The organism is Mesorhizobium sp. SARCC-RB16n, from assembly GCF_008520305.1.
Lineage (GTDB): Bacteria > Pseudomonadota > Alphaproteobacteria > Rhizobiales > Rhizobiaceae > Mesorhizobium.
The window spans coordinates 24,116-48,438 of record NZ_ML703291.1; the positions used below are offsets into that span (position 1 = coordinate 24,116).

General features: G+C 62.2%; 32 protein-coding genes, 1 other RNA gene and 1 pseudogene. 18 read left to right on the forward strand and 16 right to left on the reverse strand.

Annotation, left to right across the window (positions count from 1 at the left end):
- Positions 1-75: 75 nt before the first annotated feature.
- The 5 genes and pseudogenes from livM to C7I87_RS29540 all read left to right on the forward strand — a co-directional run.
- Positions 76-1,587, forward strand: a pseudogene (livM, locus tag C7I87_RS29520) (high-affinity branched-chain amino acid ABC transporter permease LivM); the annotation flags it as partial.
- Positions 1,587-3,065, forward strand: a complete 1,479-nt coding sequence (locus C7I87_RS29525; protein WP_149907539.1) for an ATP-binding cassette domain-containing protein — start codon at positions 1,587-1,589, stop codon at positions 3,063-3,065. The pseudogene livM and the gene C7I87_RS29525, both read left to right, overlap by 1 nt.
- Positions 3,065-3,793, forward strand: a complete 729-nt coding sequence (locus C7I87_RS29530) for an ABC transporter ATP-binding protein (RefSeq protein WP_149907540.1) — start codon at positions 3,065-3,067, stop codon at positions 3,791-3,793. Before C7I87_RS29525 ends, C7I87_RS29530 begins: the two co-directional genes overlap by 1 nt.
- Before the next feature lie 16 nt (positions 3,794-3,809).
- Complete coding sequence (locus C7I87_RS29535; RefSeq protein WP_149907541.1) at positions 3,810-4,157, forward strand: DUF6867 family protein; 348 nt, start codon at positions 3,810-3,812, stop codon at positions 4,155-4,157.
- A 137-nt stretch (positions 4,158-4,294) separates the two neighbouring features.
- Positions 4,295-5,413 (forward strand): branched-chain amino acid ABC transporter substrate-binding protein, encoded by a 1,119-nt coding sequence (locus tag C7I87_RS29540; protein WP_149907542.1) that lies wholly within the window; start codon positions 4,295-4,297, stop codon positions 5,411-5,413.
- 1 nt (position 5,414) lies between these two features.
- Here the strand turns inward: C7I87_RS29540 and C7I87_RS36550 are convergent, their stop codons facing one another.
- A complete protein-coding gene (locus tag C7I87_RS36550) occupies positions 5,415-5,546 on the reverse strand; it encodes a hypothetical protein (RefSeq protein WP_281409073.1) in 132 nt (43 codons plus the stop codon).
- 151 nt (positions 5,547-5,697) lie between these two features.
- Here C7I87_RS36550 and pyc point away from each other — a divergent pair, with 151 nt between their 5' ends.
- From pyc to C7I87_RS29555, 3 genes are all read left to right on the forward strand, one after another.
- On the forward strand, positions 5,698-9,156 hold the full coding sequence (gene pyc / locus C7I87_RS29545; RefSeq protein WP_149907543.1) for a pyruvate carboxylase: 3,459 nt from the start codon (positions 5,698-5,700) through the stop codon (positions 9,154-9,156).
- A gap of 162 nt (positions 9,157-9,318) precedes the next feature.
- On the forward strand, positions 9,319-9,579 hold the full coding sequence (locus C7I87_RS29550) for a DUF2312 domain-containing protein (RefSeq protein WP_015315223.1): 261 nt from the start codon (positions 9,319-9,321) through the stop codon (positions 9,577-9,579).
- 59 nt (positions 9,580-9,638) lie between these two features.
- Positions 9,639-10,088 carry a hypothetical protein gene (locus C7I87_RS29555; protein ID WP_149907544.1) on the forward strand — a complete coding sequence of 150 codons (450 nt, stop codon included), beginning with the start codon at positions 9,639-9,641 and terminating at the stop codon, positions 10,086-10,088.
- A gap of 42 nt (positions 10,089-10,130) precedes the next feature.
- Here C7I87_RS29555 and C7I87_RS29560 read toward each other — a convergent pair whose 3' ends face one another.
- Entirely contained in the window at positions 10,131-10,640 is a 510-nt protein-coding gene (locus C7I87_RS29560; RefSeq protein WP_149907545.1) for an arsenate reductase ArsC, read from the reverse strand.
- Positions 10,641-10,809: 169 nt separating this feature from the next.
- On the opposite strand from C7I87_RS29560, the gene C7I87_RS29565 reads away from it, so the two are divergent.
- Positions 10,810-11,154: a hypothetical protein gene (locus tag C7I87_RS29565; protein WP_149907564.1), complete on the forward strand. Its 345-nt coding sequence runs from the start codon at positions 10,810-10,812 to the stop codon at positions 11,152-11,154.
- A gap of 73 nt (positions 11,155-11,227) precedes the next feature.
- On the opposite strand, the gene msrB is transcribed toward C7I87_RS29565, so the two are convergent.
- The 6 genes from msrB to C7I87_RS29595 form a co-directional block, all read right to left on the reverse strand.
- Positions 11,228-11,632 (reverse strand): peptide-methionine (R)-S-oxide reductase MsrB, encoded by a 405-nt coding sequence (msrB, locus tag C7I87_RS29570; protein ID WP_149907546.1) that lies wholly within the window; start codon positions 11,630-11,632, stop codon positions 11,228-11,230.
- Between the two features lie 104 nt (positions 11,633-11,736).
- A complete protein-coding gene (locus C7I87_RS29575; protein WP_149907547.1) occupies positions 11,737-12,927 on the reverse strand; it encodes a vWA domain-containing protein in 1,191 nt (396 codons plus the stop codon).
- A gap of 9 nt (positions 12,928-12,936) precedes the next feature.
- Positions 12,937-13,329 (reverse strand): type II toxin-antitoxin system HicB family antitoxin, encoded by a 393-nt coding sequence (locus C7I87_RS29580; RefSeq protein WP_246696450.1) that lies wholly within the window; start codon positions 13,327-13,329, stop codon positions 12,937-12,939.
- 23 nt (positions 13,330-13,352) lie between these two features.
- Positions 13,353-13,580, reverse strand: a complete 228-nt coding sequence (locus C7I87_RS29585) for a type II toxin-antitoxin system HicA family toxin (protein ID WP_246696451.1) — start codon at positions 13,578-13,580, stop codon at positions 13,353-13,355.
- Between the two features lie 25 nt (positions 13,581-13,605).
- Entirely contained in the window at positions 13,606-14,052 is a 447-nt protein-coding gene (locus tag C7I87_RS29590; protein WP_149907549.1) for a GNAT family N-acetyltransferase, read from the reverse strand.
- A gap of 92 nt (positions 14,053-14,144) precedes the next feature.
- Entirely contained in the window at positions 14,145-14,984 is an 840-nt protein-coding gene (locus C7I87_RS29595) for an AAA family ATPase (protein ID WP_127278130.1), read from the reverse strand.
- Positions 14,985-15,130: 146 nt separating this feature from the next.
- Between C7I87_RS29595 and ssrS the strand changes: the two genes are divergently transcribed.
- From ssrS to C7I87_RS29615, 4 genes are all read left to right on the forward strand, one after another.
- Positions 15,131-15,286, forward strand: a non-coding RNA gene (gene ssrS / locus C7I87_RS29600) — 6S RNA.
- Positions 15,287-15,381: 95 nt separating this feature from the next.
- Positions 15,382-15,969: a 5-formyltetrahydrofolate cyclo-ligase gene (locus C7I87_RS29605; RefSeq protein ID WP_149907566.1), complete on the forward strand. Its 588-nt coding sequence runs from the start codon at positions 15,382-15,384 to the stop codon at positions 15,967-15,969.
- Positions 15,970-16,032: 63 nt separating this feature from the next.
- Positions 16,033-16,857: a TIGR00282 family metallophosphoesterase gene (locus tag C7I87_RS29610; RefSeq protein WP_149907550.1), complete on the forward strand. Its 825-nt coding sequence runs from the start codon at positions 16,033-16,035 to the stop codon at positions 16,855-16,857.
- 68 nt (positions 16,858-16,925) lie between these two features.
- A complete protein-coding gene (locus C7I87_RS29615; RefSeq protein WP_149907551.1) occupies positions 16,926-17,693 on the forward strand; it encodes a TerC family protein in 768 nt (255 codons plus the stop codon).
- A gap of 121 nt (positions 17,694-17,814) precedes the next feature.
- Here C7I87_RS29615 and C7I87_RS29620 read toward each other — a convergent pair whose 3' ends face one another.
- Genes C7I87_RS29620 through C7I87_RS29630 form a run of 3 tightly spaced genes read right to left on the reverse strand, consistent with a single transcriptional unit; the run spans position 17,815 to position 19,130 of the window.
- On the reverse strand, positions 17,815-18,177 hold the full coding sequence (locus C7I87_RS29620) for a hypothetical protein (protein ID WP_149907552.1): 363 nt from the start codon (positions 18,175-18,177) through the stop codon (positions 17,815-17,817).
- A gap of 50 nt (positions 18,178-18,227) precedes the next feature.
- On the reverse strand, positions 18,228-18,620 hold the full coding sequence (locus C7I87_RS29625) for a VOC family protein (RefSeq protein WP_149907553.1): 393 nt from the start codon (positions 18,618-18,620) through the stop codon (positions 18,228-18,230).
- Between the two features lie 27 nt (positions 18,621-18,647).
- Entirely contained in the window at positions 18,648-19,130 is a 483-nt protein-coding gene (locus C7I87_RS29630; RefSeq protein ID WP_149907554.1) for an SRPBCC domain-containing protein, read from the reverse strand.
- 51 nt (positions 19,131-19,181) lie between these two features.
- Here C7I87_RS29630 and C7I87_RS29635 point away from each other — a divergent pair, with 51 nt between their 5' ends.
- From C7I87_RS29635 to C7I87_RS29645, 3 genes are all read left to right on the forward strand, one after another.
- Positions 19,182-19,505: an ArsR/SmtB family transcription factor gene (locus C7I87_RS29635; RefSeq protein WP_149907567.1), complete on the forward strand. Its 324-nt coding sequence runs from the start codon at positions 19,182-19,184 to the stop codon at positions 19,503-19,505.
- A gap of 198 nt (positions 19,506-19,703) precedes the next feature.
- Complete coding sequence (locus tag C7I87_RS29640; protein ID WP_149907555.1) at positions 19,704-20,453, forward strand: YebC/PmpR family DNA-binding transcriptional regulator; 750 nt, start codon at positions 19,704-19,706, stop codon at positions 20,451-20,453.
- A gap of 17 nt (positions 20,454-20,470) precedes the next feature.
- The gene (locus C7I87_RS29645; protein ID WP_149907556.1) at positions 20,471-20,767 is read left to right on the forward strand and encodes an Rdx family protein; all 297 of its coding nucleotides are present in this window, start codon (positions 20,471-20,473) and stop codon (positions 20,765-20,767) included.
- A 24-nt stretch (positions 20,768-20,791) separates the two neighbouring features.
- On the opposite strand, the gene C7I87_RS35420 is transcribed toward C7I87_RS29645, so the two are convergent.
- The 3 genes from C7I87_RS35420 to C7I87_RS29655 all read right to left on the reverse strand — a co-directional run bounded on the left by C7I87_RS35420 (position 20,792) and on the right by C7I87_RS29655 (position 22,325).
- Positions 20,792-20,953: a glycine zipper domain-containing protein gene (locus C7I87_RS35420; RefSeq protein WP_188394053.1), complete on the reverse strand. Its 162-nt coding sequence runs from the start codon at positions 20,951-20,953 to the stop codon at positions 20,792-20,794.
- Positions 20,954-21,016: 63 nt separating this feature from the next.
- Positions 21,017-21,496, reverse strand: coding sequence for an anthrone oxygenase family protein (locus C7I87_RS29650; protein ID WP_149907557.1), 480 nt, complete (start codon positions 21,494-21,496; stop codon positions 21,017-21,019).
- 1 nt (position 21,497) lies between these two features.
- A complete protein-coding gene (locus C7I87_RS29655; RefSeq protein ID WP_149907558.1) occupies positions 21,498-22,325 on the reverse strand; it encodes an NAD(P)H-binding protein in 828 nt (275 codons plus the stop codon).
- 122 nt (positions 22,326-22,447) lie between these two features.
- On the opposite strand from C7I87_RS29655, the gene C7I87_RS29660 reads away from it, so the two are divergent.
- A complete protein-coding gene (locus tag C7I87_RS29660; RefSeq protein WP_149907559.1) occupies positions 22,448-23,077 on the forward strand; it encodes a TetR/AcrR family transcriptional regulator in 630 nt (209 codons plus the stop codon).
- A 34-nt stretch (positions 23,078-23,111) separates the two neighbouring features.
- Here C7I87_RS29660 and C7I87_RS29665 read toward each other — a convergent pair whose 3' ends face one another.
- A complete protein-coding gene (locus C7I87_RS29665; RefSeq protein WP_149907568.1) occupies positions 23,112-23,549 on the reverse strand; it encodes a MarR family winged helix-turn-helix transcriptional regulator in 438 nt (145 codons plus the stop codon).
- 85 nt (positions 23,550-23,634) lie between these two features.
- On the opposite strand from C7I87_RS29665, the gene C7I87_RS29670 reads away from it, so the two are divergent.
- Positions 23,635-24,054: a cupin domain-containing protein gene (locus C7I87_RS29670; RefSeq protein ID WP_149907560.1), complete on the forward strand. Its 420-nt coding sequence runs from the start codon at positions 23,635-23,637 to the stop codon at positions 24,052-24,054.
- Between the two features lie 183 nt (positions 24,055-24,237).
- Here C7I87_RS29670 and C7I87_RS36865 read toward each other — a convergent pair.
- The coding region (locus C7I87_RS36865; RefSeq protein WP_373424791.1) for an IS3 family transposase at positions 24,238-24,323 on the reverse strand (86 nt) is incomplete at its 5' end.

Here is a 24,323-nt window from a genome sequence, read left to right on the forward strand (position 1 = left end):
ACCGTATCTCGTGCGAGCGACACCGTCGCCAGCCCCATGCAGCGCGCCCTGCGCGAGGGCTTCTATGCCGGCGCCATAGCGCTTGGCCTGTTCGTGCTGTTCATCGGCCTCAAGACCGACCAGAACATGTCCAACGAACTGGTCGTGGTGCAACGCTGGGGCCTGCTTGCCGCGGTCGTGATCGCCACGGCCGTCGGGCGTTTCCTCTATGTCGCCTACGGCCAGCCATTCATGGCTAACCAGAAGATCGCCGATGTCGCCACCGGGCTCATGCCGGCAAGTGTGGCATCCCGCTTCTTCACCCTGCCGACCTTCATCGGAGCAGTCGTCGCCATGGTGCTGCTGTTCGTGTTCAACAGCTCTCTCGCCGGATGGGTTGGGGCAGAACCGGCCGGCTATCTGCAATTCCTGCGTGCCCTGGCGGTCATCTATGTGCTGGCCTGCGCGATCTATTACTTCCGCGCCTTCATCCATGCCAACTTCACCAAATTGGGCATCTCTGCGTTGGTGCTGTACCCGATCCTCGTCGTCGCGGTGCTGTCACTCAACGCCTGGTCGATCACCGGAGGGTTGCAGGGTTCGTTGAAATGGGTCGATAATTTCGGCATCCAGATCCTGATCTATGTGATGCTGGCCTGGGGACTGAACATCGTCGTCGGCCTCGCCGGTCTGCTCGATCTCGGCTACGTCGCTTTTTATGCGCTTGGCGCCTATGCCTATGCGCTTCTCGCCACGCATTTCGGCTTGTCGTTCTGGATATTGTTGCCCGCCGCGGGCGCCATGGCCGCGCTCTGGGGGGTGCTGCTCGGCTTTCCCGTGCTGCGCCTGCGCGGCGACTATCTGGCGATCGTGACGCTCGCCTTCGGCGAGATCATCCGCCTCGTGCTGATCAACTGGCGCGACGTGACCAACGGCTCGGCCGGTATCTCCGGCATCCCGAAAGTCACCTTCTTCGGCCTGATGACCTTCAACGTGTCGGACCCCAACTACATCGCCAAGGTTCTGCACCTCGCGACCTCGAGCGCCTACTACAAGATCTTCCTCTACTACCTGATCCTGGCGCTTTGCATGCTCACCGCCTTCGTCACCATCAGGCTGAGGCGCCTGCCGGTCGGACGTGCCTGGGAAGCGCTGCGCGAGGACGAGATCGCGTGCCGCTCGCTCGGCATCAACACCACCACGACCAAGCTCACCGCCTTTGCCACCGGCGCCATGTTCGGCGGTTTCGCCGGCTCCTTCTTCGCCGCCCGGCAAGGTTTTGTCAGCCCGGAATCCTTCGTCTTCCTGGAATCGGCCATTATCCTGGCCATCGTCGTCCTTGGCGGCATGGGGTCGCTGGTCGGCATCGCCGTTGCCGCGATGGTGATGATCGGCGGTACCGAGGCGCTGCGCGAACTTGACTTCCTCAAGCAGGTCTTCGGACCCGATTTCACACCGGAACTCTACCGCATGCTTCTGTTCGGCATGGCCATGGTGATCGTCATGCTGTGGAAGCCGCGCGGCTTTGTCGGCAGTCGTGAACCAACCGCCTTCCTCAAGGAGCGAAGGGCGGTCTCAAGCTCCTTCACCAAGGAGGGTCACGGCTGATGAACGCGAACGCACAAATGAACGACGCTATCCTGCAAGTCGATCATCTGTCGATGAAGTTCGGCGGCCTGGTCGCTATCGGCGACCTGTCCTTCACCGCCAGGCGCGGCGAAATCACCGCGCTGATCGGCCCCAACGGCGCCGGCAAGACCACAGTGTTCAACTGCATCACCGGCTTCTACAAGCCCTCGGAAGGCATGATCACGCTCAACCGGGCCGACGGTTCCAGCTACCTGTTGGAACGGCTGCCCAACCACGAGATCCCGGCGCGCGCCAAAGTGGCGCGCACCTTCCAGAACATCCGCCTGTTCTCGGGCATGACGCTGCTTGAGAACCTGCTCGTCGCCCAGCACAACAAGCTGATGAAAGCGTCTGGCTATACGATCCTGGGCCTGTTCGGCTTCAGCGGCTACCGCAAGGCCTCGGCCGAATCGGTGGAGCTTGCCAAGCATTGGCTGGAAAAGGCCGATCTCGTCGATCGTGCCGACGATCCGGCCGGCGACTTGCCCTACGGCGCGCAGCGGCGGCTCGAAATCGCGCGCGCCATGTGCACCGGTCCCGAGCTTCTGTGCCTCGACGAACCGGCGGCCGGCCTCAACCCGAAGGAATCGGCGGCTCTCAACGAACTGCTGATGGGGATCAAGCATACGACTGGCACCTCGATCCTCTTGATCGAGCACGACATGTCGGTGGTCATGCAGATTTCCGACCATGTCGTGGTGCTGGAATATGGCCGCAAGATCTCCGACGGCAATCCGCAGTCGGTGCGCACCGACCCTCGTGTCATCGCCGCCTATCTCGGCGTCGACGACGAGGAGGTCGAGACCGTGCTCACCGAAGTCGGCGACGAGGACGTCATCGAACAGCTCGATACCGGTCCCGACTCCGCGCATGGCCCGGGGACATCTTCGTCGTATCTGGCGGGACCGGTGAGCGATACCGTCGGTCACAGTACGGGCGAGCGGGTGACTGTGTCGAAAGGCGCCTCAAAGGCAGCGCAGGTCGACGCTCGCGCCGCCACCGTGGCAAGCAGGCCTGTCGCACCGACACCGGCGCCGGCCAAGCCCGCCGCGAAGAAAGCGGCGCCAAGGAAAACGGCTGCCAAGGCACTTGCCGCGAAGGCCGAGGGCGTTTCGAACCGCCTCGCTGCCCCCCGTGGCGGCAAGGCCGACAATCTGACCCGCATCAAGGGCATCGGTACTGTCAACGAGAAGAAGCTCAACGAACACGGCATCTTCCACTTCGACCAGATTGGTGCCTGGAAGAAGGCCGACGTCGAGGCGGTCGAGGCCTATCTCGCCTTTGACGGACGCATCGCGCGCGAGGAGTGGGTCAAGCAGGCGAGGCTGCTCGGCCAGGGCAAGGACACGGAATTCTCGCGCCGCGTCGATGCAGGCAAGGTGACGACCAGCCATGCTTCAGGCAAGGCCGCGAGCACAGGCAAGCCCGTTCAGGGCAAGCGTGGAGGGGGCAAGTGATGGCCACGACAACGCTGCTCGATATCAAGGGCGTGGAGACCTATTACGGCAACATCCGTGCGCTGAACGGTGTCAACGTCACCGTCAAGCAAGGTGAGATCGTGGCGCTGATCGGCGCCAACGGCGCCGGCAAGTCGACGCTTATGATGACCATCTTCGGCGCTCCACGCGCCCGCACGGGCACCATCACCTTCGCCGGGACCGATATCACCCAGTTGCCGACGCATGAAATCGCACGCATGCGAATTGCCCAGTCACCCGAGGGCCGGCGCATCTTTCCGCGCATGACGGTGATGGAAAACCTGCAGATGGGCGCCAGCCTCGACAACCTCAAATACTATGGCGAGGATGTCGAGAAGGTGTTCACGCTGTTCCCCAGACTGAAGGAGCGCATCGCCCAGCGTGGCGGGACCTTGTCTGGCGGCGAGCAGCAGATGCTGTCGATCGGGCGCGCATTGATGGCGCGGCCGAAACTGCTTCTGCTCGACGAGCCGTCGCTGGGCCTGGCGCCGCTGATCGTCAAGCAGATCTTCGATGCCATCCGCGAGTTGAACCGCACCCAAGGGCTGACCGTGTTCCTAGTCGAGCAGAATGCGTTCGGCGCGCTCAAACTTGCCACGCGCGGCTATGTCATGGTCAACGGCAATGTGATGATGAGCGGCACCGGCAAGGAGCTGCTTGCCAATCCGGAAGTGCGCGCCGCCTATCTCGAAGGCGGACATCACTGAGTTCAGGAGACTTCCCATGCAAGGCATTCTCTACGAGGAACCGTCGATCTGGCAGTTCTTCTTCGTCACCTGCCTGCTCGGCGGCTGGGCGGCCTGGATGACCGGCAAGGCCAGCGCCCAGACATGGCGCAGCTTCATCCAGCTTTTTGCCTATCTGCTCGGGCTCGGTATCGGTATCCGCTTCATCCATCATGCGCTGTTCGACGGCACGATGTTCTCGCTGCATTACTATATCGTCGACACAATCGTGCTGATGATACTGGGCTTCGTCGGCTATCAATACACGCGAACCAACCAGATGGTCACGCAATATAATTGGCTCTACGAAAGAGCTTCGCTTTTGAGCTGGAAACCGAAAGGTTGACGTTCATCATAAACGCCGTTTCGGGGATGAATCGGCGTGACAAGTGCCTGAAAATGGGCAAACTATGCTTTCTGCGATAAGGGTGGGCATCGCATGAAAGCTTCATCCACGCCCACTCCGTTAATGGGAGCGTTTCAATGAAAAAGTCACTATTGTCCGCCGTCGCCCTGACCGCGCTCGTCGCGTTCGGCGGCAATGCGTGGGCTGATGTAATGTTCGGTGTTGCCGGTCCGATCACCGGCCCGAACGCGGCCTTCGGCGCACAGCTGCAGAAGGGCGCCGAAGCGGCCGTCGCCGCGATCAATGCCAAGGGCGGCATCAATGGCGAGCAGATCAAGCTCGAAGTCGGCGACGATGTCTCCGATCCGAAGCAAGGCATCTCGGTCGCCAACAAGTTCGTCGGCGACGGCGTCAAGTTCGTGATCGGCCACTTCAACTCGGGCGTGTCGATCCCGGCCTCGGAAGTCTACGCTGAAAACAACATCGTCGAAATCACACCGGCCGCGACCAATCCGAAGTTCACCGAGCGCGGCCTGTGGAACGTGTTCCGCACCTGCGGACGCGACGACCAGCAGGGCAGCATCGCCGGCGCCTATATCGCCGCGAACTTCAAGGATGCCAAAGTCGCCGTGATCCATGACAAGACCCCTTATGGCCAGGGCCTCGCGGACGAAACCAAGAAGGCGATGAACGCCGCCGGCATCAAGGAAGTGATGTATGAAGGCGTCAATGTCGGCGACAAGGACTTCTCGGCGCTTATCGCCAAGATGAAGGAAGCCGGCGTCACCCTGATCTACTGGGGTGGCCTGCACACCGAAGCCGGCCTGATCATCCGCCAGTCCGCGGACCAGGGCCTCAAGGCACCGATGATGTCGGGTGACGGCATCGTGACGGACGAACTCGCCGCGATCGCGGGCGACGCCGTCGCCGGCACGCTCAACACGTTCGGCCCCGACCCGCGGCTGATCCCGGCCAACAAGGAACTCGTCGAGAAGTTCCGCGCGCAGGGTTTCGAGCCGGAAGCCTACACGCTCTACGCCTATGCCGCCGTGCAGGTGGTCGCAGAGGCGGCCGCTGCCGCCAAGACGAACGACCCGCAGGCCGTTGCCAAGGCAATGCATGAAAACGGCCCGTTCCCCACCGTTCTGGGCGATCTCGCCTATGACGCCAAGGGCGATCCGAAGCTGCCGGGCTACATCATGTACGAATGGAAGAAGAAGGACGACGGGAAGTATTCCTGGTTCCCGAAGTCGTAATTCATTCGGATACGAAACAAACGATGCCCGGCGCGTTGCGCCGGGCATTTTCTTTAGCGCCCTGGCAGCGGTGACCTTCCTGCCAGCTTTCCTTGGTTGGGAAGATCGCATCCAGGATCGAAATTGTCGCCATTGTTCCGTCCGTTCGAACGAATGCGTGCGAGTGTGGGCCGAATAAATGATTTAAATCGGTTTAAATCGGCGTCGATTTTGTTTGCACTGCAGCATTTTCACGTTAATCATTGCCCCGATTTCCCGTCCCTTCCGCTGCTGGAGCCCAGTCCTTGGCCATCACGAAGATCCTCGTCGCCAACCGGTCAGAAATCGCCATCCGCGTCTTTCGCGCGGCCAATGAGCTGGGCCTCAAAACCGTGGCGATCTGGGCCGAGGAAGACAAATACTCCCTGCACCGTTTCAAGGCCGACGAGAGCTATCAGGTCGGGCGCGGCCCGCATCTCAACAAGGACATGGGGCCGATCGAGAGCTATCTGTCGATCGAGGAGGTGATCCGCGTCGCCAGGCTTTCAGGCGCCGACGCCATCCACCCCGGCTACGGGCTGCTGTCGGAAAGCCCCGAATTCGCCGAGGCCTGCGCGCAAGCCGGCATCACCTTCATCGGCCCGAAGCCCGACACGATGCGCCGGCTGGGCAACAAGGTCGCCGCGCGCAATCTCGCCATCGAGGTCGGCGTGCCGGTGGTGCCGGCGACCGATCCGTTGCCGGACGACATGGAGGCGGTCAAGGAACTCGCCAAGACGGTCGGCTATCCGGTCATGCTGAAGGCATCGTGGGGTGGCGGCGGCCGTGGCATGCGCGCCATCCGCTCCGAGGCCGACCTCGCCCGCGAGGTCATGGAAGGCAAGCGCGAGGCGAAAGCCGCTTTCGGCAAGGACGAGGTCTATCTCGAAAAGCTGATCGAGCGCGCCCGCCATGTCGAGGTGCAGGTGCTTGGCGACACGCACGGCAATGCGGTGCACCTGTTCGAACGCGATTGCTCGATCCAGCGCCGCAACCAGAAGGTCGTCGAGCGCGCGCCGGCGCCCTATCTCAGCGAGGACCTGCGCCAGGAGCTTTGCGGCTACGCGCTGAAGATCGCGCGCGAGACCAGCTATATCGGCGCCGGCACAGTCGAATTCCTGCAGGATGCCGATACCGGCAAATTCTACTTCATCGAGGTCAATCCGCGCATCCAGGTCGAGCACACCGTTACCGAGATGGTGACCGGCATCGACATCGTGAAGGCGCAGATCCACATCCTCGATGGCTTCGCCATCGGCACGCCGGAATCGGGCGTGCCGGCGCAGAGGGACATCCGGCTGAACGGCCATGCCTTGCAGTGCCGCATCACCACGGAAGACCCCGAACACAATTTCATTCCGGACTATGGCCGCATCACCGCCTATCGCGGCGCCACCGGCTTCGGCATCCGTCTCGATGGCGGCACGGCCTATTCCGGCGCGGTCATCACCCGTTTCTACGATCCGCTGCTGGAAAAGGTCACGGCCTGGGCGCCGACGCCGGCCGAGACGATCGCGCGCATGAACCGTGCCTTGCGCGAGTTCCGCATCCGCGGCGTCGCCACGAACCTCACTTTCCTCGAAGCGATCATCAATCACCCGAGCTTCGCCGACAATTCCTATACGACGAGGTTCATCGACACGACGCCGGAGCTGTTCCAGCAGGTAAAGCGCCAGGACCGTGCCACCAAGCTCCTCAACTATCTGGCCGATGTCAGCGTCAACGGCCATCCCGAGACGCGCGGCAGGCCGACGCCCAAGGCCGACGCGGCGCCACCGGTGGTGCCCTATCTCAACGGCAATGTGCCGAGCGGCGGCAAGCAGAAGCTCGACGTGCTCGGGCCGGAGAAGTTCGCCGCCTGGATGCGCGAGCAGAAGGAAGTGCTGGTCACCGACACGACGATGCGCGACGGCCACCAGTCGCTGCTCGCCACCCGCGTGCGCACGCATGACATTGCCGGCATCGCCGGCACCTATGCGCGCGCCTTGCCGCAGCTGCTGTCGCTCGAATGCTGGGGCGGCGCCACTTTCGACGTCGCCATGCGCTTCCTCACTGAGGATCCGTGGGAGCGGCTGTCGCTGGTGCGGGAAGCAGCCCCCAACCTGTTGCTGCAGATGCTGCTGCGCGGCGCCAACGGTGTCGGCTACACCAATTATCCCGACAATGTCGTGCAGCATTTCGTCAAGCAGGCAGCAGCGGGCGGCGTCGACCTGTTCCGTGTCTTCGACTGCCTGAACTGGGTCGAGAACATGCGCGTCGCCATGGACGCCGTGGGCGCCGAGGGCAAGCTGATCGAAGCGGCGATGTGCTATACCGGCGACATTCTCGATCCGGCGCGGGCCAAGTACGACCTGAAATATTACGTTGGGCTCGCCAGGGAATTGCAGGCAGCCGGCGCCCATATCATCGCGGTCAAGGACATGGCCGGCCTGTTGAAGCCGTCCGCCGCGCGCGTGCTGTTCAAGGCGCTGCGCGAGGCGACCGACCTGCCGATTCATTTTCACACCCACGACACATCGGGCCTGTCGGCGGCAACCGTGCTGGCGGCGGTGGAAAGCGGCGTCGACGCTATCGACGCGGCGATGGACGCCTTCTCCGGCAACACCTCGCAGCCATGTCTGGGTTCGATCGTCGAAGCGCTGAAGGGCACCGAACGCGATCCGGGCCTCGATCCGCAATGGATCCGCAAAATCTCGTTCTACTGGGAAGCCGTTCGCAACCAGTACGCCGCCTTCGAGAGCGACCTGAAAGGTCCGGCTTCCGAGGTGTACCTGCACGAAATGCCGGGCGGACAGTTCACCAATCTGAAGGAACAAGCCCGTTCGCTGGGGCTGGAGACACGCTGGCACGAGGTGGCGCAGACCTATCATGACGTCAACCTGATGTTCGGCGACATCGTCAAGGTGACGCCGTCCTCGAAGGTCGTCGGCGACATGGCGCTGATGATGGTGAGCCAGGACCTGACCGTTGCCGATGTCGAGAATCCGGCCCGGGACATCGCGTTCCCGGACTCGGTCGTCTCGATGCTGCGCGGCGACCTCGGCCAGTCCCCTGGCGGTTGGCCGCAGGCGCTGCAGAAGAAAGCACTGAAGGGCGACAAGCCGATCACGGCGCGACCCGGCTCGTTGCTGAAGCCGGCTGACCTCGAGAAGAGCCGCAAGGAGATCGAGGACAAGCTCGAGCGCAAGCTGTCGGAATACGAGTTCGCCTCGTGGCTGATGTATCCGAAAGTGTTTTCCGACTTCGTCGCCGCGCAGGAAACCTACGGCCCGGTCAGCGTTCTGCCGACGCCGACCTATTTCTACGGCATGAAATCGGAAGACGAGATTTTCGTCGACATCGAAAAGGGCAAGACGCTGGTCGTGCGCTGCCAGGCGTTCGGCGATGTCGATGACAAGGGCATGGTCACCGTGTTCTTCGAGCTCAACGGCCAGCCGCGGCGTGTGAAGGTGCCCGACCGCGCGCACGGCGCTTCCGCCGCCAAGGCGCGCCGCAAGGCCGAGCCCGGCAACGAGGCGCATATCGGGGCGCCCATGCCGGGTGTGGTTTCGGCGCTCGCGGTCGCCGCCGGCCAGGCGGTCAAGGCCGGCGACGTGCTGCTCTCTATAGAAGCGATGAAGATGGAGACGGCGCTGCACGCCGAGCGTGACGGTACGGTTGCCGAGGTGCTGGTCAAGGCCGGCGACCAGATCGATGCGAAGGATCTGCTGATCGCGTTCAACTGAGAGCTCGCAAGGAACGGGCAGGCTGTCGGCTTCTGTCGGCAGCCCTTGGCGAGCCGTTCGATAACAGCTTGACCCGCCGGCCCCGGTCGGGCATCGAACCGCTGAAATTCGCCGCGGCACGTTCCCCGAGTCGCGGCGCGGAACCGATCTTTGGAGAAAAACATGGCCGACGATATCACCGAGACCAGCCAGACTGTTGCCGCCGGCCAGCTGCGTGCCTTGATCGAGCGCATCGAGCGGCTCGAGGAAGAAAAGAAGACGATTTCCGACGACATCAAGGAAGTGTTCGCCGAGGCCAAGGGCACCGGCTTCGACACCAAAGCAATTCGCACCATCATCCGTCTGCGCAAGAAGGACCAGGCCGAGCGCCAGGAGGAGGATGCCATCCTCGATCTGTACATGGCCGCGCTCGGCATGGTGTAAGAGCCTGTAAGGGCTCAGCAACGGTCTTGACCTGGGTGATGCTGGAGCGGCATCGAACCATGAGCGAATTCGACTTCGGCGGCCGTCGCGCCTCGGAATTCCACCATCGCGGCTTCTGGTCGTTGTTCGCCGAACGGCATCCGGAAGAAAGAGTTCGGCTGGCGAGGCGCGGACCCTGGTTCTGGCAGCGCGGGCTGCCCGACTTCGCATTGGTCCTTTCCATGTATGTCGCGCCGGCGCAGAACCATGTCGGCGTCTTCTTCGGCCGCAACGAGAAGTTCGGCGCCACGCAAAGCTGGTCGCGGCTAAAGCCGTTCCAGCCGGCGATCGAAGACAGGCTGCGGCTGAGGCCGGAACAAAGCTGCGAAGGCCTCGGCATCAATTCGATGTGGCGGGTCAATTGCTTTGCCGAGGACAACTGGCCGGCGATGACCGACTGGCTGGTGACGGAATGCTCGCGTGTCGAACGCGCCGTTGTCGCAGTCCTGCGGAACGCGGCACGGCCGTAAATCTGGTCGCCCGCCCGCTCGCTTATGCAGGAGATTCCGCTTTCAGCCCGGCCGCTGCTCATCACGGCCGATTTCATCCAGATGTTGCTGCAGGGCCAGATTATCGAGCGATGCTATCGGCAGATTTGCCAGCAATGCGATGCGGTTGCTCATCATGCGATAGGTGTCGGCGAAAGCGAGATGCTGCTCGGCGTCCGTGCCGCCGGCCTGGGCAGGATCCGGCACCGCCCAAAGCGCGGTCATCGGATGGCCTGGCCAGACCGGACAGCTTTCATTCGCCGCGCTGTCGCAGACTGTGAAGACGAAGTTCATCTCCGGCGCGCCAGGTCCGGAAAATTCGTCCCAGCTCTTCGAGCGGGCGAACGAGGTGTCGTAGTTCAGGCTCTCCAGCAGCTGAATTGTATAGGGGTTGACGGTGCCTTTCGGTCGTGCGCCCGCGGAATAGGCCTTGAAGCGGCCAGCTCCGATCCGGTTCAAGATGGCTTCACCCATGATCGAGCGGGCCGAGTTGGCGTTGCAGAGAAAGAGAACGTTGTAGACCTGGTCGCTCATGCCGAACCCCTCCATGCTTGCGTTGCGAATAATAGAATACGATATGGGTCACAGTTCTGTGATCGTACAGGTTCGGGCGGCGGATTTCTCCATCATCCGCGTCGATTTTCGCGATGTCCCGCCGTCGATACGGTCGAAACCCCGGTGCTCCACAAGCGAGGCCCGATTGATTGACGACTTTGATCCGGCGGCCGGCGTTTCTGGGAAGACGGGCCGCAAAGCCGGCTTCTTTCGCTCGCGCTGGTGCGGCGAGGTGTCCCTCGACCAGTTGTTCTGGCGGGACATGGTCTTCGTCGCCACCGCCATCAGCATCGCGTCATCGATAACAGCGCTCATCCTGCTCATCCTCAAGATGCCGCTCGCCCTGGTGCTGGCGATACATTTCGCGCCGGTGCCCTACAACATCTTCCTGACATGTGCCGTCTGGCGGACCGCCGAGAAGGCCGGTGGCGCCAAGGCGTCGATGATGATGCTGGGGTCGGCACTCTGGCTGATCGCCACCGTCGTGGCTTGACGAGCCGGGCAGTTGCGCGCTCTGCCAACAAAAAAGGCGGCCGAAGCCGCCTTTTCGTACCGATCGAAAGATCTCAGGCCGCCGGCTCGAATTTCAGCGCCACGCCGTTGATGCAATAGCGCAGGCCGGTCGGCGGCGGGCCGTCCTCGAAGACATGCCCGAGATGGCTGCCGCAGTGAGAGCAGTGGCATTCGGTGCGGACCATGCCGTAGCTGCGGTCGACGGTGTTCTCGACCGAGCCCGGCACCGGATCGTTGAAGCTCGGCCAGCCGGTGCCGCTCTCGAATTTCAGCGTGGACTGGAACAGCGGCTGGTCGCAGCCGGCGCAGGAAAAAGTGCCGGCGCGCTTCTCATAGAGCAGCGCGCAGCTTCCCGGCCGCTCGGTGCCATGGTTGCGCATGACCGCGTATTGTTCCGGGGTCAGCCGGGCGCGCCATTCGGCATCGGAGCGGGTGACGGGGTAAGTGTGGGTGTCCATTTGATCTCCTCAGCCTTGGCGGCTCGTTCTTGGTTGCAACCGGATATTCGCCTGAAGATAGGCGTTTGTTACACATCTGCCCAGTCCCGAGCACTTCGGACATCTCAATGTTTGCGCGACAATTGCCTGGTGGCGCCTTCCAATCCGGCCAGCGTTAGCGGGAACATGCGGCCGCCGAAGATGTCGCGGATCATGGTGATGGAATGCGTAAAGCCCCAATTCTTTTCACTCTCCGGATTCAGCCAGACCGCGTTCGGCCATTGCTGCAGGAGCCGGCCGAGCCAGACGGCTCCTGCCTCGGGGTTCCAGTGTTCCACCGAGCCGCCGGGGTGGGCGATCTCGTAAGGGCTCATCGAGGCATCGCCAACGACGATGACCTTATAGTCGGGGCCATATTTGTGAATGAGGTCGAAGGTCGGGATGGTCTCGGCATGGCGGCGGCGATTGTCCTTCCACACGCCTTCGTAGAGGCAGTTGTGGAAATAGAAATATTCGAGCTGCCGGAATTCGGCGCGGGCGGCCGAAAACAGCTCTTCGACGCTTTTGATGTGATCGTCCATCGAGCCGCCGACATCGAAGAACATAAGGAGCTTCACTGCATTGCGGCGCTCGGGCTGCGTCTGCACATCGAGATAGCCGTGCTCGGCGGTGGCGTGGATGGTGCCGGGCAGGTCGAACTCTTCCTCGGCGCCTTCGCGTACCCAGCGGCGCAGACGCTTCAGCGCGATCTTGATGTTGCGGGTGCCGAGTTCGACGGCATCGTCGAAATTCCTGAACTCGCGCCTGTCCCAGACCTTTACCGCGCGACGGTTGCGGCTTTCGTGCTGGCCAATGCGCACGCCTTCGGGGTTGTAGCCATAGGCGCCAAAGGGCGAGGTGCCGCCGGTACCGATCCATTTCGAGCCGCCCTGGTGGCGGCCTTTCTGTTCCTCGAGCCGCTGCTTCAGCGTCTCCATCAGCTTTTCGAAGCCGCCGAGCGCCTCGACCAGTTTTTTCTCCTCCTCGGTCAGGTGCTTTTCGGCGAGCCGGCGCAGCCATTCCTCGGGAATGACGGCGACATCGATGGCGTCCGCGCCGCACAGCGCCTCGATGCCCTTGAAGACATGCGCGAACACCTGGTCGAAGCGGTCGATGTGGCGTTCGTCCTTCACCAGGGCGGCGCGTGCGAGGTAGTAAAAACCCTCGACGTCGTAGTCGACCAATCCGGCTTCCAGCCCTTCCAGCAGTGACAGATATTCCCTGAGCGAAACGGGAACACGCGCTGCCTTCAATTCGAGGAAGAAGGGGATGAACATGGGCGGCCGTTACCTGTGGCCCTCGATCTTTTCTCGTGCGGCGCTGGCGATGAAGGCAGAGCGCGTCAGGCCGCGGCGGCTGGCCTCCGCATCGATCGCCGCCAGGAGGCCCGCGTCGAGCGACAGGTTGGCTCGAACGGGCCGCCCCGAATCAATCAGCACCGGAATCATGACGGCGGATTCGCCCGCGGCGCTATCGATCTCGTCCGCTCTCAACAGATCAGCCAGCCTGCGCGCCTTGGGCAAGGAAGCGCCCTTTGCCAATCGTGCTTCGACCCATTCACGCACAGCCGATGTCGCATCGGCAATCGCCTCTTCGGGGTTTGCGCCGCCACCATGGCAACCGGGAAGATCAGGAACCCGCACCCCCCAAACATCGTCCGCGCCGTCGAGAATTCCCACATAGTGTGCCATGCGTTCCGTCCTCAAACCGATCCGGCGAGCCGGGCGATCGATCGCGCGACACCAGGCGATTGTTCACGATGCCGCGGCACGATGATCATCACATCAGGCCTTTCCGGATGCTCATATTTCTCATGCTTGCCACCGCCGAGATTTAGCCAGCCATCGCGCAAAAGCCGCGCGACGATCTTGCGTGTGTTGGTCTCGATCAGAGCATCACGTCCTCTGCCTATGCGCAATATATTGCGCACGGATGACTATTTCAATTGCCAACCGTTACAGCAAATCATACTCGATAAAGCCGGTGCGGCGCGCGACGTGGTCGTAGAGCTTGCGCGCGGTGGCGTTGGTTTCGTGCGTCATCCAGTAGACGTTTTTCACCCCGATCTTGCCGGCCTCCTGCTTCACCGCCTCGATGAGCGCCGCGCCAATGCCCTTGCCGCGCACATCCGGGTCGGCGAACAGATCCTGCAGGTAGCAATTGTTTTTCTCCGACCAACCGGAGCGGTGGTAGAGATAATGGGTGAGGCCGACGGCCTTGCCGTCGAGTGTGGCGATAAAACCCTTCGGCTCGAATTCGCCTTCGGTGAACAGCCGCTTCCAGGTGACGGCATAGACCTCTTCCGGCAGTTTGGTTTCATAGAAGGTCAGATAGTCGGTCCACAGGCGGCGCCAGTCGGCGTGGTCGGATTGCGTGAGCGGGCGGACAACAATCTCAGACATTTCATCTCCTCCGAAGGGTTCTGGCCGAAGCTGCCTTGCTGTTCGGCCGGCGGCAACGGTCCACAAGCGGGGAAAGCGCTGCTGCTGTCTTCCTATTGCTGTCTTCTGGCCATGAAGGCCAGACGCTCGAACAAGTGCACGTCCTGCTCGTTTTTGAGCAGCGCACCGTGCAGCTTGGGCAACGCGTTCTTGGCGTCTGCGCGCAAATCCTCGGGTGCGATGTCGTCGGCGACCAGCAGGCGGATCCAGTCGAGCGCCTCGGAGGTCGACGGCTTCTTCTTCAGACCCGGCACGTCACGGATTTCGTAGAATTGGGTGAGCGCCGCGCGCACCAGGTTCTGCTTGATGCCGGGATAGTGGACGTCGACAATCCTGTGCAGCGTATCGACGTCGGGAAAGCGGATGTAGTGGAAGAAGCAGCGGCGCAGGAAGGCGTCCGGCAGTTCCTTCTCATTGTTGGAGGTGATGATGACGATCGGGCGGACGGCAGCGCGGATGGTCTCGCCGGTCTCGTAGACGAAGAACTCCATCCGATCGAGTTCCTGCAGCAGGTCGTTGGGGAACTCGATGTCGGCTTTGTCGATCTCGTCGATCAGAAGCACGACCTTCTTGCCGGCCGCGAACGCCTCCCAAAGCTTGCCGCGCTTGATGTAGTTCTTGATGTCGTTGAACCTGACATCGCCGAGCTGGCTGTCGCGCAGCCGCGACACGGCGTCGTACTCGTAAAGACCCTGCTGCGCCCGCGTCGTCGATTTGACATGCCATTCGATGAGGTCGAGGCCGAGTGCCGCCGCCACCTGCCGGGCAAGTTCCGTCTTGCCGGTGCCGGGCTCGCCCTTGACCAGCAGCGGCCGTTCCAGCGCGATCGCCGCGTTGACCGCCACCATCAGATCCTTGTCGGCGACATAGGCCGCCGTGCCTTCGAAACGCATTTTTGCTCCTCGGTTCGTTCCGGGCGACCGTAAGGAGGCCCTCCGGTCGGCGCAAGGGCGGGTCCTGCAAAGGCGATGATGCCAACCGGCGCGGAAAGAGCGCCGTCTCTCTGGCGCTTGGGCCGCCATCGGCCTATATTGATCGAGGCGGTCTGCGCTTCCCGGCAGGAGACACTTTTCCCCGGGGCCTTAACGATCCTTAGGGAGCTGTCCCTGGGAAGACCCGTGGGTTTTCTCACACGGCACCCACCTACTTTGTAGGCACCCGGGATCGACCTCTCCACCGGTTGTGTGGACCGTCACTTGTCGCAAGGCGTCCACCATCCTGGTGGATGATGCGGTGGAAAACATCGCGCTTGAGACCTCACACAGCTCTGACCTTTTCTACCTTGGCCGCATGACCTCTCCCAAAGACCTGAAAAAGCAGCTGCGCCTCGAGGCACTCGCTCGCCGCGACGCGCTCGATGAATTCTGGCGAGTCGAGGCAGCGCTCGAAATGGCGGAAACGGCGCGCGACCATCTGGAGATCAGGCTTGGCCAGATCGTCTCCGGTTTCTGGCCGATGCGCTCGGAGGTCGATGTCAGGCCGCTGATGTTCGCCTTGCGTGAGCAGGGCGCACGGCTCTGCCTGCCTGCCATTCTCGACAAAACCACCATCGTCTTTCGCGAACTGGTGCGCGGCGCGCCGATGGTCGACATGGGCTTTGGCACGGTCGGGCCGCACGCGGAGGCCGAAGTTCTCGACCCCTCTGTCATGCTGGTGCCGCTCGCCGCCTTCGACGCGCGCGGCCACCGCATCGGTTATGGCGCCGGCTATTACGATCGCGCGATCGCGAAGCTCACCGACAAGGGGCATGCGCCCAGGTTGGTCGGCATCGCCTTCGATTGCCAAGAAGTTTCGCAAGTTCCGGACGAGTCCCATGACGTGGTCATCCCGGAAATACTCACCGAGAGCGGGTTGCGCGGCTTTGCGCCAAAATTGTAGATAGTTCTTTGAAACGCATGATCTTTGCCGAAAAGTCATGCAACTTTTCGGGATCAGGCATAGATGAGACTTCTCTTCCTCGGGGACATGGTGGGCAAGACGGGCCGCACCGCGGTGTGGGAACAACTGCCAGGCCTGATCTCGGATTTCAAACTCGATTTCGTCATCGTCAATGGCGAGAACGCCGCCGGCGGCTTCGGCATCACCGAGGAGATTTTTCGCGAGACGATCGCGGCAGGCTGCGATGTCGTGACGACCGGAAACCATGTCTGGGACCAGCGCGACGCACTGGCCTTCGCGCCGCGCGAGCAGCGTTTCCTGCGGCCCTCCAATTTTCCCAAAGGCACGCCCGGGCGCGGTTCCGGCGTCTATATCGCCAAAAACGGAGCGCGCGTGCTGGTCGCCAACATCATGGGCCGGGTATTCATGCATCCCGAGCTCGACGATCCGTTCCAGGCCGGCGAACGTGAACTCGCCGCCTGTCCGCTCGGCGAGCAGGCTGATGCCGTCGTCATCGACTTCCACGCCGAGGCAACCTCGGAAAAGATGTGCTTCGCGCATTTCGTCGACGGCCGCGCCAGTCTCGTTGTCGGCACCCACACGCACCAGCCCACAGCCGATCACCAGATCCTCAATGGCGGCACCGGCTATCTCTCCGACGCCGGCATGTGCGGCGATTATGATTCCTCGCTTGGCATGGACAAGGAGGAACCGCTCAACCGGTTCCTGTCGAAGGTGCCGAAAGGGCGTTTTGAAGCAGCGACCGGCCCGGCGACATTGTGCGGCGTCGGTGTCGATATTTCCGATCGCACCGGGCTGACCGAGAAGATCGCGCCGTTTCGTCGCGGGCCGCGGCTGGAAGAAGCGGCTCCATCCTTCTGGTCGTGACATTGATATGAGGGGTCACAGTACCTAATTGCCGGCGACACTGCTCTAGATCGTAGGGGACGACCTCCATGCAGCTCATCGAATTCCTGGCGCCGCATTTTCAATTCGTTTCCGACCCGACCGCCTGGGTCGCGTTGCTGACGCTGGTGGTGCTCGAGATCGTGCTCGGCATCGACAACCTGATCTTCATCTCCATCCTGACCAACAAGCTGCCCGTGGAGCAGAGAGCTCGCGCTCGGCGCCTTGGCATTTCGGCTGCGCTGATCATGCGCCTGGTGCTGCTCGCCACCATCTCCGTCATCGTCCAGCTGACGACGCCGGTCTTCACCGCGCTCGGCCACGGCTTTTCCTGGCGCGACCTGATCCTGATCGCCGGGGGGCTTTTCCTGGTATGGAAGGCGACCAAGGAGATCCATCACACAGTCGACCCCGACGACCATCAGGACACGATGCTGGGCGAAACGCTCAAGATCTCGCTTGCCGGCGCGATCTTCCAGATCCTGCTGCTCGACCTCGTCTTCTCGATCGATTCCATCATCACTGCCGTCGGCATGACCGACGAGATCGCCATCATGTATGTCGCGGTCATCGTGGCCGTCACGGTGATGATGCTGGCGGCCGGACCGCTGGCGGACTTCATCGCCAAGAACCCGAGCATCGTCATGCTGGCGCTGGGCTTCCTCCTGATGATCGGCATGACGCTGATCGCCGACGGCATGGGCTATCATGTGCCCAAGGGCTACATCTACGCGGCGATGGGTTTTTCGGCGCTGGTCGAGGGACTCAACATGCTGGCGCGGCGGCGCAAGAAAGCGAAGTCCGGCGACGGGCGCTGACAGCACAGAGCTCAGCAGGGGCCAGCGCGATCGGTTAGCCAGGGCTGCCTTGCCTGATAGCGAGATGATGCTTCTGATGCGGAAGCTCGGGCCCGGAATTAGTCCGACCTCGTCGTGGCGCTCACCAGGCGTCGGGTTCGCGCACCATGTGAATGATGTTGGCCGGAGTGCTGATCCAGCCGCCACGGAAATCCGCACCCAATGGCTCGATGGCATCGCAACGCACAACGCCTGCCTTGGCCAGATGATCCGCGGTGCCTGGAAAATCCTGCGTGAAAGGCTCCAGCCAGATCTCGGCTTGGCTCAGCATCGGCGCTTCGTCGATCCACAGCCTGTTGGGGCCGAGCTCGAAGCCGATGGCCGGCGCCTTGGCGGTGAAGGGCTTCAGGCCGACGACCTCGCGATAGAAGGCGATCGTCGCCTCATACTGATGCGGCGGCACTTTCATGGCGATGTTGATGCCTCCGGTGATCTTCGCGGTCATTGCTCACGTCCTTGTTGGGCTGCTGGTTGGCCGACTCGGCTGCTGTTCCGTCAAGGCAAGTTGATCTGCCAGGAAACGCCGAACCTGTCGTTCAGCCAGGCAAAACGGCGGCTGAAACCATAATTGTCTGGCGGCATCAGGAATCCGCCGTCCTTGGCCAAGGTTTCGACGATGCGCTCCAGTTCCTGTTCGGAGGAACAGTCAACGTAGAACGAGACGGACGGCGTAAAGGTGAAGGCGTGGTGAACCGGGCTGTTATAGACCATCACCTCCAGGCCGCTGACCGAAATGCGTCCCAGTTTGAGCGCTCCTTCCGGGCCGCCTTCGCCGGAACGGTAACGTGTGACGTCAAGGACGCTGCTGCCGGGAACGGTCTCGCAATAAAGGGTCATTGCCTCTTCGGCCTTGCCCTCGAACATCAGGAATGGCGTAACTTTCGTCATTGCGGGCCTGCGTCTTTCCTATTGTGCTCAAATGTTGTTTTCGCTGGCGGGCTCGCCCTTCATCTCGCTGCGGTAATACCCGTCGCGCAGGTTGATGCCGTATTCGACATAGGCCTTCATGCAGGCCAGCATCTGCGACCAGCCCTCGCAATTCAGGTAGGACTTCTTCAAGCCGACCGCGTCTTCCTGCCAGCCGCTCTCGGCGATGGTGACGAAGGTGCCGCCATCGTCGAGCGGCTCGAAATTCATCTCGATACGGGTCTTGTAGGCGGGCTTGCCGTCGGCGTCGGAGGCATCCCAGCGCAGCACGATGCGGCTGTCCTCGACCACTTCGTCGACCTCGACCGGCACCTTGCCCCACCAGACGACACCGGCACCGGCCACCAATGGTGCGCTGGCGCCGCCGATGGTGGTGAAATAGCCGCTGAGCTTCTTCGGATTGACAACCGCGTCGAAGACTTCGGCGACCGGCTTGCCGATGCGCCCTGAAACACTGAATCCAAGAGACATATCCACAGCTCCTTGCTTGATCGCGACAACGATATGTTATATAAACATAACATGTCAAGCCGATCGCAGGACGACAATGTTTTCAAGGCGCTGGCGCATCCACGCCGGCGCGAAATCTTGGATCGGTTGAAAGATGAGCCAAAGACCACCGGCATGCTGTGCGATGCCTTTCCCGACATCGACCGCTGCACCGTCATGCTGCATCTCAAGGTGCTGGAGGAGGCAGATCTGATCGTCGCGCGTCGTGACGGACGCGAGCGCTGGAACCATCTCAATGCGCTGCCGATCAAGCAGATCCACGACCGCTGGATCAGCCAGTATGCCGGCCATGCGCTCAGCATCATTGACCGGCTGAAGTCCGATCTGGAAGCATAGGCACGGCCGGGATCGCCGCAGCACGGCGCGGCTGGACGAATTGAGCCGATTTATCTATAAGCCGGCCATTCCGACAAAGAGCGCCGTACGTTCTCTGGACGCATCAGGACGTTCTGAATTTTTGAATTCGAGCCTTTTGCAAAGGCGAGGTGACGCATCTCGCGGCAAGACGCTCTAGCCGAACACGACAGGGGTGCCATGGCTGGCCATTCACAGTTCAAGAACATCATGCACCGCAAGGGCCGACAGGACGCGGTGCGGTCGAAAATGTTTTCCAAGCTGGCGCGCGAAATCACCGTTGCCGCCAAGAGCGGGACGCCCGATCCATCGATGAACCCGCGCCTGCGCTTGGCGATCCAGAACGCCAAGGCGGTGTCGATGCCGAAGGACAACATCCAGCGCGCCATCAACAAGGCCTCGATGGGCGATGCGGAGAACTACGAAGCCGTGCGCTACGAAGGCTATGGGCCGGGAGGCGTCGCCGTGATCGTCGAGGCACTGACCGACAACCGCAACCGTTCGGCGTCCAATGTCCGCGCCGCCTTTACCAAGGCCGGCGGAGCGCTTGGCGAAACCGGATCGGTGTCGTTCATGTGGGACCGCGCCGGCGAAATCTACTATCCGGCCTCGGCCGGCAGCGCCGACAAGGTCATGGACGCGGCCATCGAAGCCGGCGCGGACGATGTCGAATCGGACGAGGAAGGCCACACGATCTATTGCGCCTTCGAGAGCCTCGGCGAGGTGTCCAAGGCGCTTGAAGCCTCGCTTGGTGAGGCCGAATCGGTCAAGGCGATCTGGAGGCCGCGGAACAATGTCCCGGTCGACGAAGAGCGGGCGCAGTCGCTGATGAAGCTGGTTGCGACGCTTGAGGACGATGACGACGTGCAAAGCGTGTACGCCAACTTCGAGGTCGATGACGAAACCTTGGCCAAGCTCAGCGCGGCGTAAGCGAAGCCCGATCCGAGATGAGCAAAGCTCAGTTGCCCGCCATCCGCATCACCTACTGCACGCAATGCCAGTGGTTGTTGCGTGCCGGCTGGATGGCGCAGGAGCTGCTCTCCACCTTCGCGACTGATCTCGGTGAGGTGACGCTGGTGCCGGGCACCGGCGGCATCTTCACCATTTCGTGCAACGATGTGCTGGTCTGGGACCGCAAGCGCGACGGCGGCTTCCCGGACGCGGCGAAACTCAAGCAGCTGGTCCGCGACGTGATCGATCCGGATCGTGATCTCGGTCATGCCGATCGCAAGGCGAAGAGCTGAGATCCTCCCGCCAAAGCAGGCCTGTCATTTGCCGCGCCTCTTTCCGAACACAGCACCAATCCCGGCGCCGATTGCTATGCCCATGCCGATGCCGACGGCTGGGTCATCCATCGCCGCGCCAAGGGCAGCGCCGATGCCGACGCCGATCGCAATGCCGACGGCCATGATCGAATAGGGATCGTTCACCGCTCTTCTCCCGAGAATGCTCGTGGCCGCCACAACGCCCGGATGCGGCGGCCCGGAAACCTGTCAACGCGCGGCGAACCAGAAAGATGCCATGGCCGCGATGGCGGTGACGGTACGGACGTGGTTCCACATCACCCAGTCCCTGAGATAGTCGGTCCAGACTGCGGCGCCATTGCTGCTGGCCGGATCTACCGCGGCCAGCGCATCGTTGAGCGGCACGTTGAAGACCATGGTGACGATCGGGTTGCCGACGAGATAGATCAGCGCACCGGCCAGAAGCCAGAACGAACCCGGCTGGCTCCAGCCGATGATGGCGCCGGCGATGAGCAGGAGGCAGACAAGGCCGGTGCCGAAGAGCGCGGTCATGAACATCGGCGTGATGACGGTGATGCTGATCGAGTTCATGGCGGCGATGCCACCGGCGGCCGGCAGGCGGGCGAGCGCCGGCATGACGAAATTGGAAAAAGCGAAGAAGACGCCGCCGACGATGCCCGAGCCGATGGCTGCGAGGAAAATCAAGGTGGGAAGAAGTTTCGTGACCATGTCAGTTGCTCCAGATGCCGCTAGCGGCGGTTTCATTTGCATAGGCGGAAAAGTCTCTCGGCTGGCGGCCAAGCACGCGCTGGATGCCGTCGGCGAGGGACTCGTTGCGGCCGTCGAGCACCTGCGTGAACAGTTCGCTGAGCAGCCAGGGGAATTCGGGCGGCAGTTCGTGCGCGGCCACCGCGGCGGCGAACTCCTCATGCGAAATCCTGACAAAGCGGATGTCGCGCCCTGCCGCCTTGGCGATTTCGGCGACCGCGTCGGCGAAGCTCAGCAAGCGCGGTCCGGTCAGTTCATAAAGCTGGCCGAGATGTCCTGGCTCGGTAAGCACGGCAAAGGCGGCGTCGGCGATGTCGCCGGCATCGACGAAGGGTTCGCCGACATTGCCGACCGGCAACGCCACCTCGCCCTCGGCCAAGGATTCGATGAGGAAGCCTTCGGAGAAGTTCTGCGAGAACCAGGCGCAGCGCAGGATCGTCCAGTCGGCGCCCGAGGCCTTCAGCATGTCTTCCGCGCGCTGGGCTTCCGTCTCGCCGCGGCCGGACAAAAGCACCAGCCGGGTGACGCCATTGGCCACCGCAAGCCGGCAGAAGGCGCCGACGGCTTCGGCGGCGCCCGGCACGGCCAGGTCTGGATAGTAGCTGATGTAGATGGCGCCGGCGCCTTGCAGGGCCGGTGCCCAGGTGGCGGGCACTTCCCAGTCAAAGCGTGGGGTGCCCGAGCGTGAGCCGATGCGCACCGGCATGCCGTGCGCGGTCAGCCGCTCGGCGAGACGGCGGCCGGTCTTGCCGGTGCCGCCCAGGATCAGGATTGGTTTGGTGTCGGTCATGGTGATTTCCTCTCTCTTAAAACATGAGTAATCCTCATATTTGCAAAACGTGATAAACCCTCGTATTTTGTGAGTCAAGCTATACGAGGCGATTTTGCCCGGCGCGTTTGTTGGAGACAGTCATGGAAGGCACACCGGCCAACGAGCAGATCGCTTCGCCGCGGCGGGCACCGAGCCAGCAGCGCAGCCGCGAGCGGGTCGAGCGCATGCTGGCCGCCGCTTCTGCACTGATTGCCGAGCAAGGCAGCGATGCCATGCGCATGGGGGAAGTCGCGGAACGGGCTGGGGTATCGATCGGGTCGCTCTACCAGTTCTTTCCGGACAAGCGGGCGATCGTCTGGGCGCTGGCCGAACGCTATACGGTGGAAAGCCAGGCCTGCATCTCGGCGACGCTCGCCGGCGTCAGTGATGCGGAAGGGCTGGCCCAGGCGTTTTCAGAGCTGGTCGATATCTACTACGGGCTGTTCCTGGCCGAGCCGGTGATGCGCGACATCTGGTCGGGCACACAGGCCGACAAGGCGTTGCGCGAACTCGAGCTTGCCGACAGCCGCGCGAACGCGGAATTTCTCATCGCGGTCCTCAAACGCCTGCGGCCCGATGCCGATCCGGTGGCGCTCGACACGACGGCATTCCTGGTCTGGCAGATGGGCGAGGCGGCCATGCGACTGGCGATCTCGGTCGAGCGGCAGGAGGGCGACAGGCTGGTCGCCGCCTACAAGCGCATGGCGCTGAGGGAATTGCTGGGCAAGTAGGTGCCTTGAACATCACAAGGCATGGCAATGCCCTTCAGCGATCTATCGGCTCCGATGCTTTCGCGGACAACTGCTTCAGGACATCCACGAAATCATCAAAGCGCTCCTTGCCCACCTCTGCCGACCATTGCTCATGCAATTGGCGGAGGCATTGGAAAATCGCCGCGACCACGCCATGGCCCCGCGGTGTCAGATAGACCAGCCGGCGATCGCTGCCGGCGGCGGAGCGGCGCTCGACATAGCCCAGGTCCTCAAGCTGGCTGAGTAGGTAGTTGACGGCCTGTCGTGACATTCGTTTCTGCCGCGCCAGTTCGGATGGCCTCGTGCCATCGGGCAGGGGAAACGAGAAGACGGCAAAGTGCGCTTCCTGGAAGTCGACAAATCCCGCGTCGTGAATGGCTTGCAACATGCGGTCGCGTACATGCTGCCAGACAACGCGCAGCAGCGCGCCGAAGAACGGAGGGCCGGGCATCGAATTCGTGGTCGGGGGGATTGACATGTTTGTAAAGTCGCTTTACCTGTTGATGTAAAGTTACTTTACATTATGGAGGATGGAAATGGAAGCGGTACAAAGCGACATCGTCCGGATCGGGCAACTCGAACTGCGTTTTCTTGTCGGCGAAGCCGGCGCCACAGTGTTCGAGTTCACTGTGCCGTCGCGGGCGCGCGTTCCCGCCCCGCATCATCACCGGGAGGCCGACGAACTCCTCTATGGCCTTGAGGGCACGCTCACTGTCATCGTCGACGGGCAAAAGCGTGAGATACGCGCCGGCGATGCCATATTCATTCCCCGAGGGGCGGTGCACCATCACGAGAACCTGCACGACGATACGGCAAAGGTCCTGGCGAGCATGACGCCAGGCACGATTGGACGCCGCTATTTCGAGGAAATCGCCGAAGTGGTGAACGTGCCGGGCAAACCGGACCTCGCCAAGGCAGGCGAGATCATGCTCCGCCACGGGCTGATCCCCGCCTGATTTATTCTCAGCAGCCGCAAGTTCAGCCTAGCGATGACGTGTCCGCTTCAAGGGCAGTCGATGCGGGAACTGCTGCCTGAACAAGGCTAGCGGCCAGATGGCTGCGAAGCATGTCCCATCACAGGCAACCTATGGTCAACAAAAAACCCGCCTCGATGAACTGACCCCGTAAAGTTGGACGGTTCATTGAGCTTGTAGATTTAAGGGCTGGGTCCTGTATTGCACGGGGGCCAGTCCTTTCAGTTTCAGTTTGATGCGGCGGTGGTTGT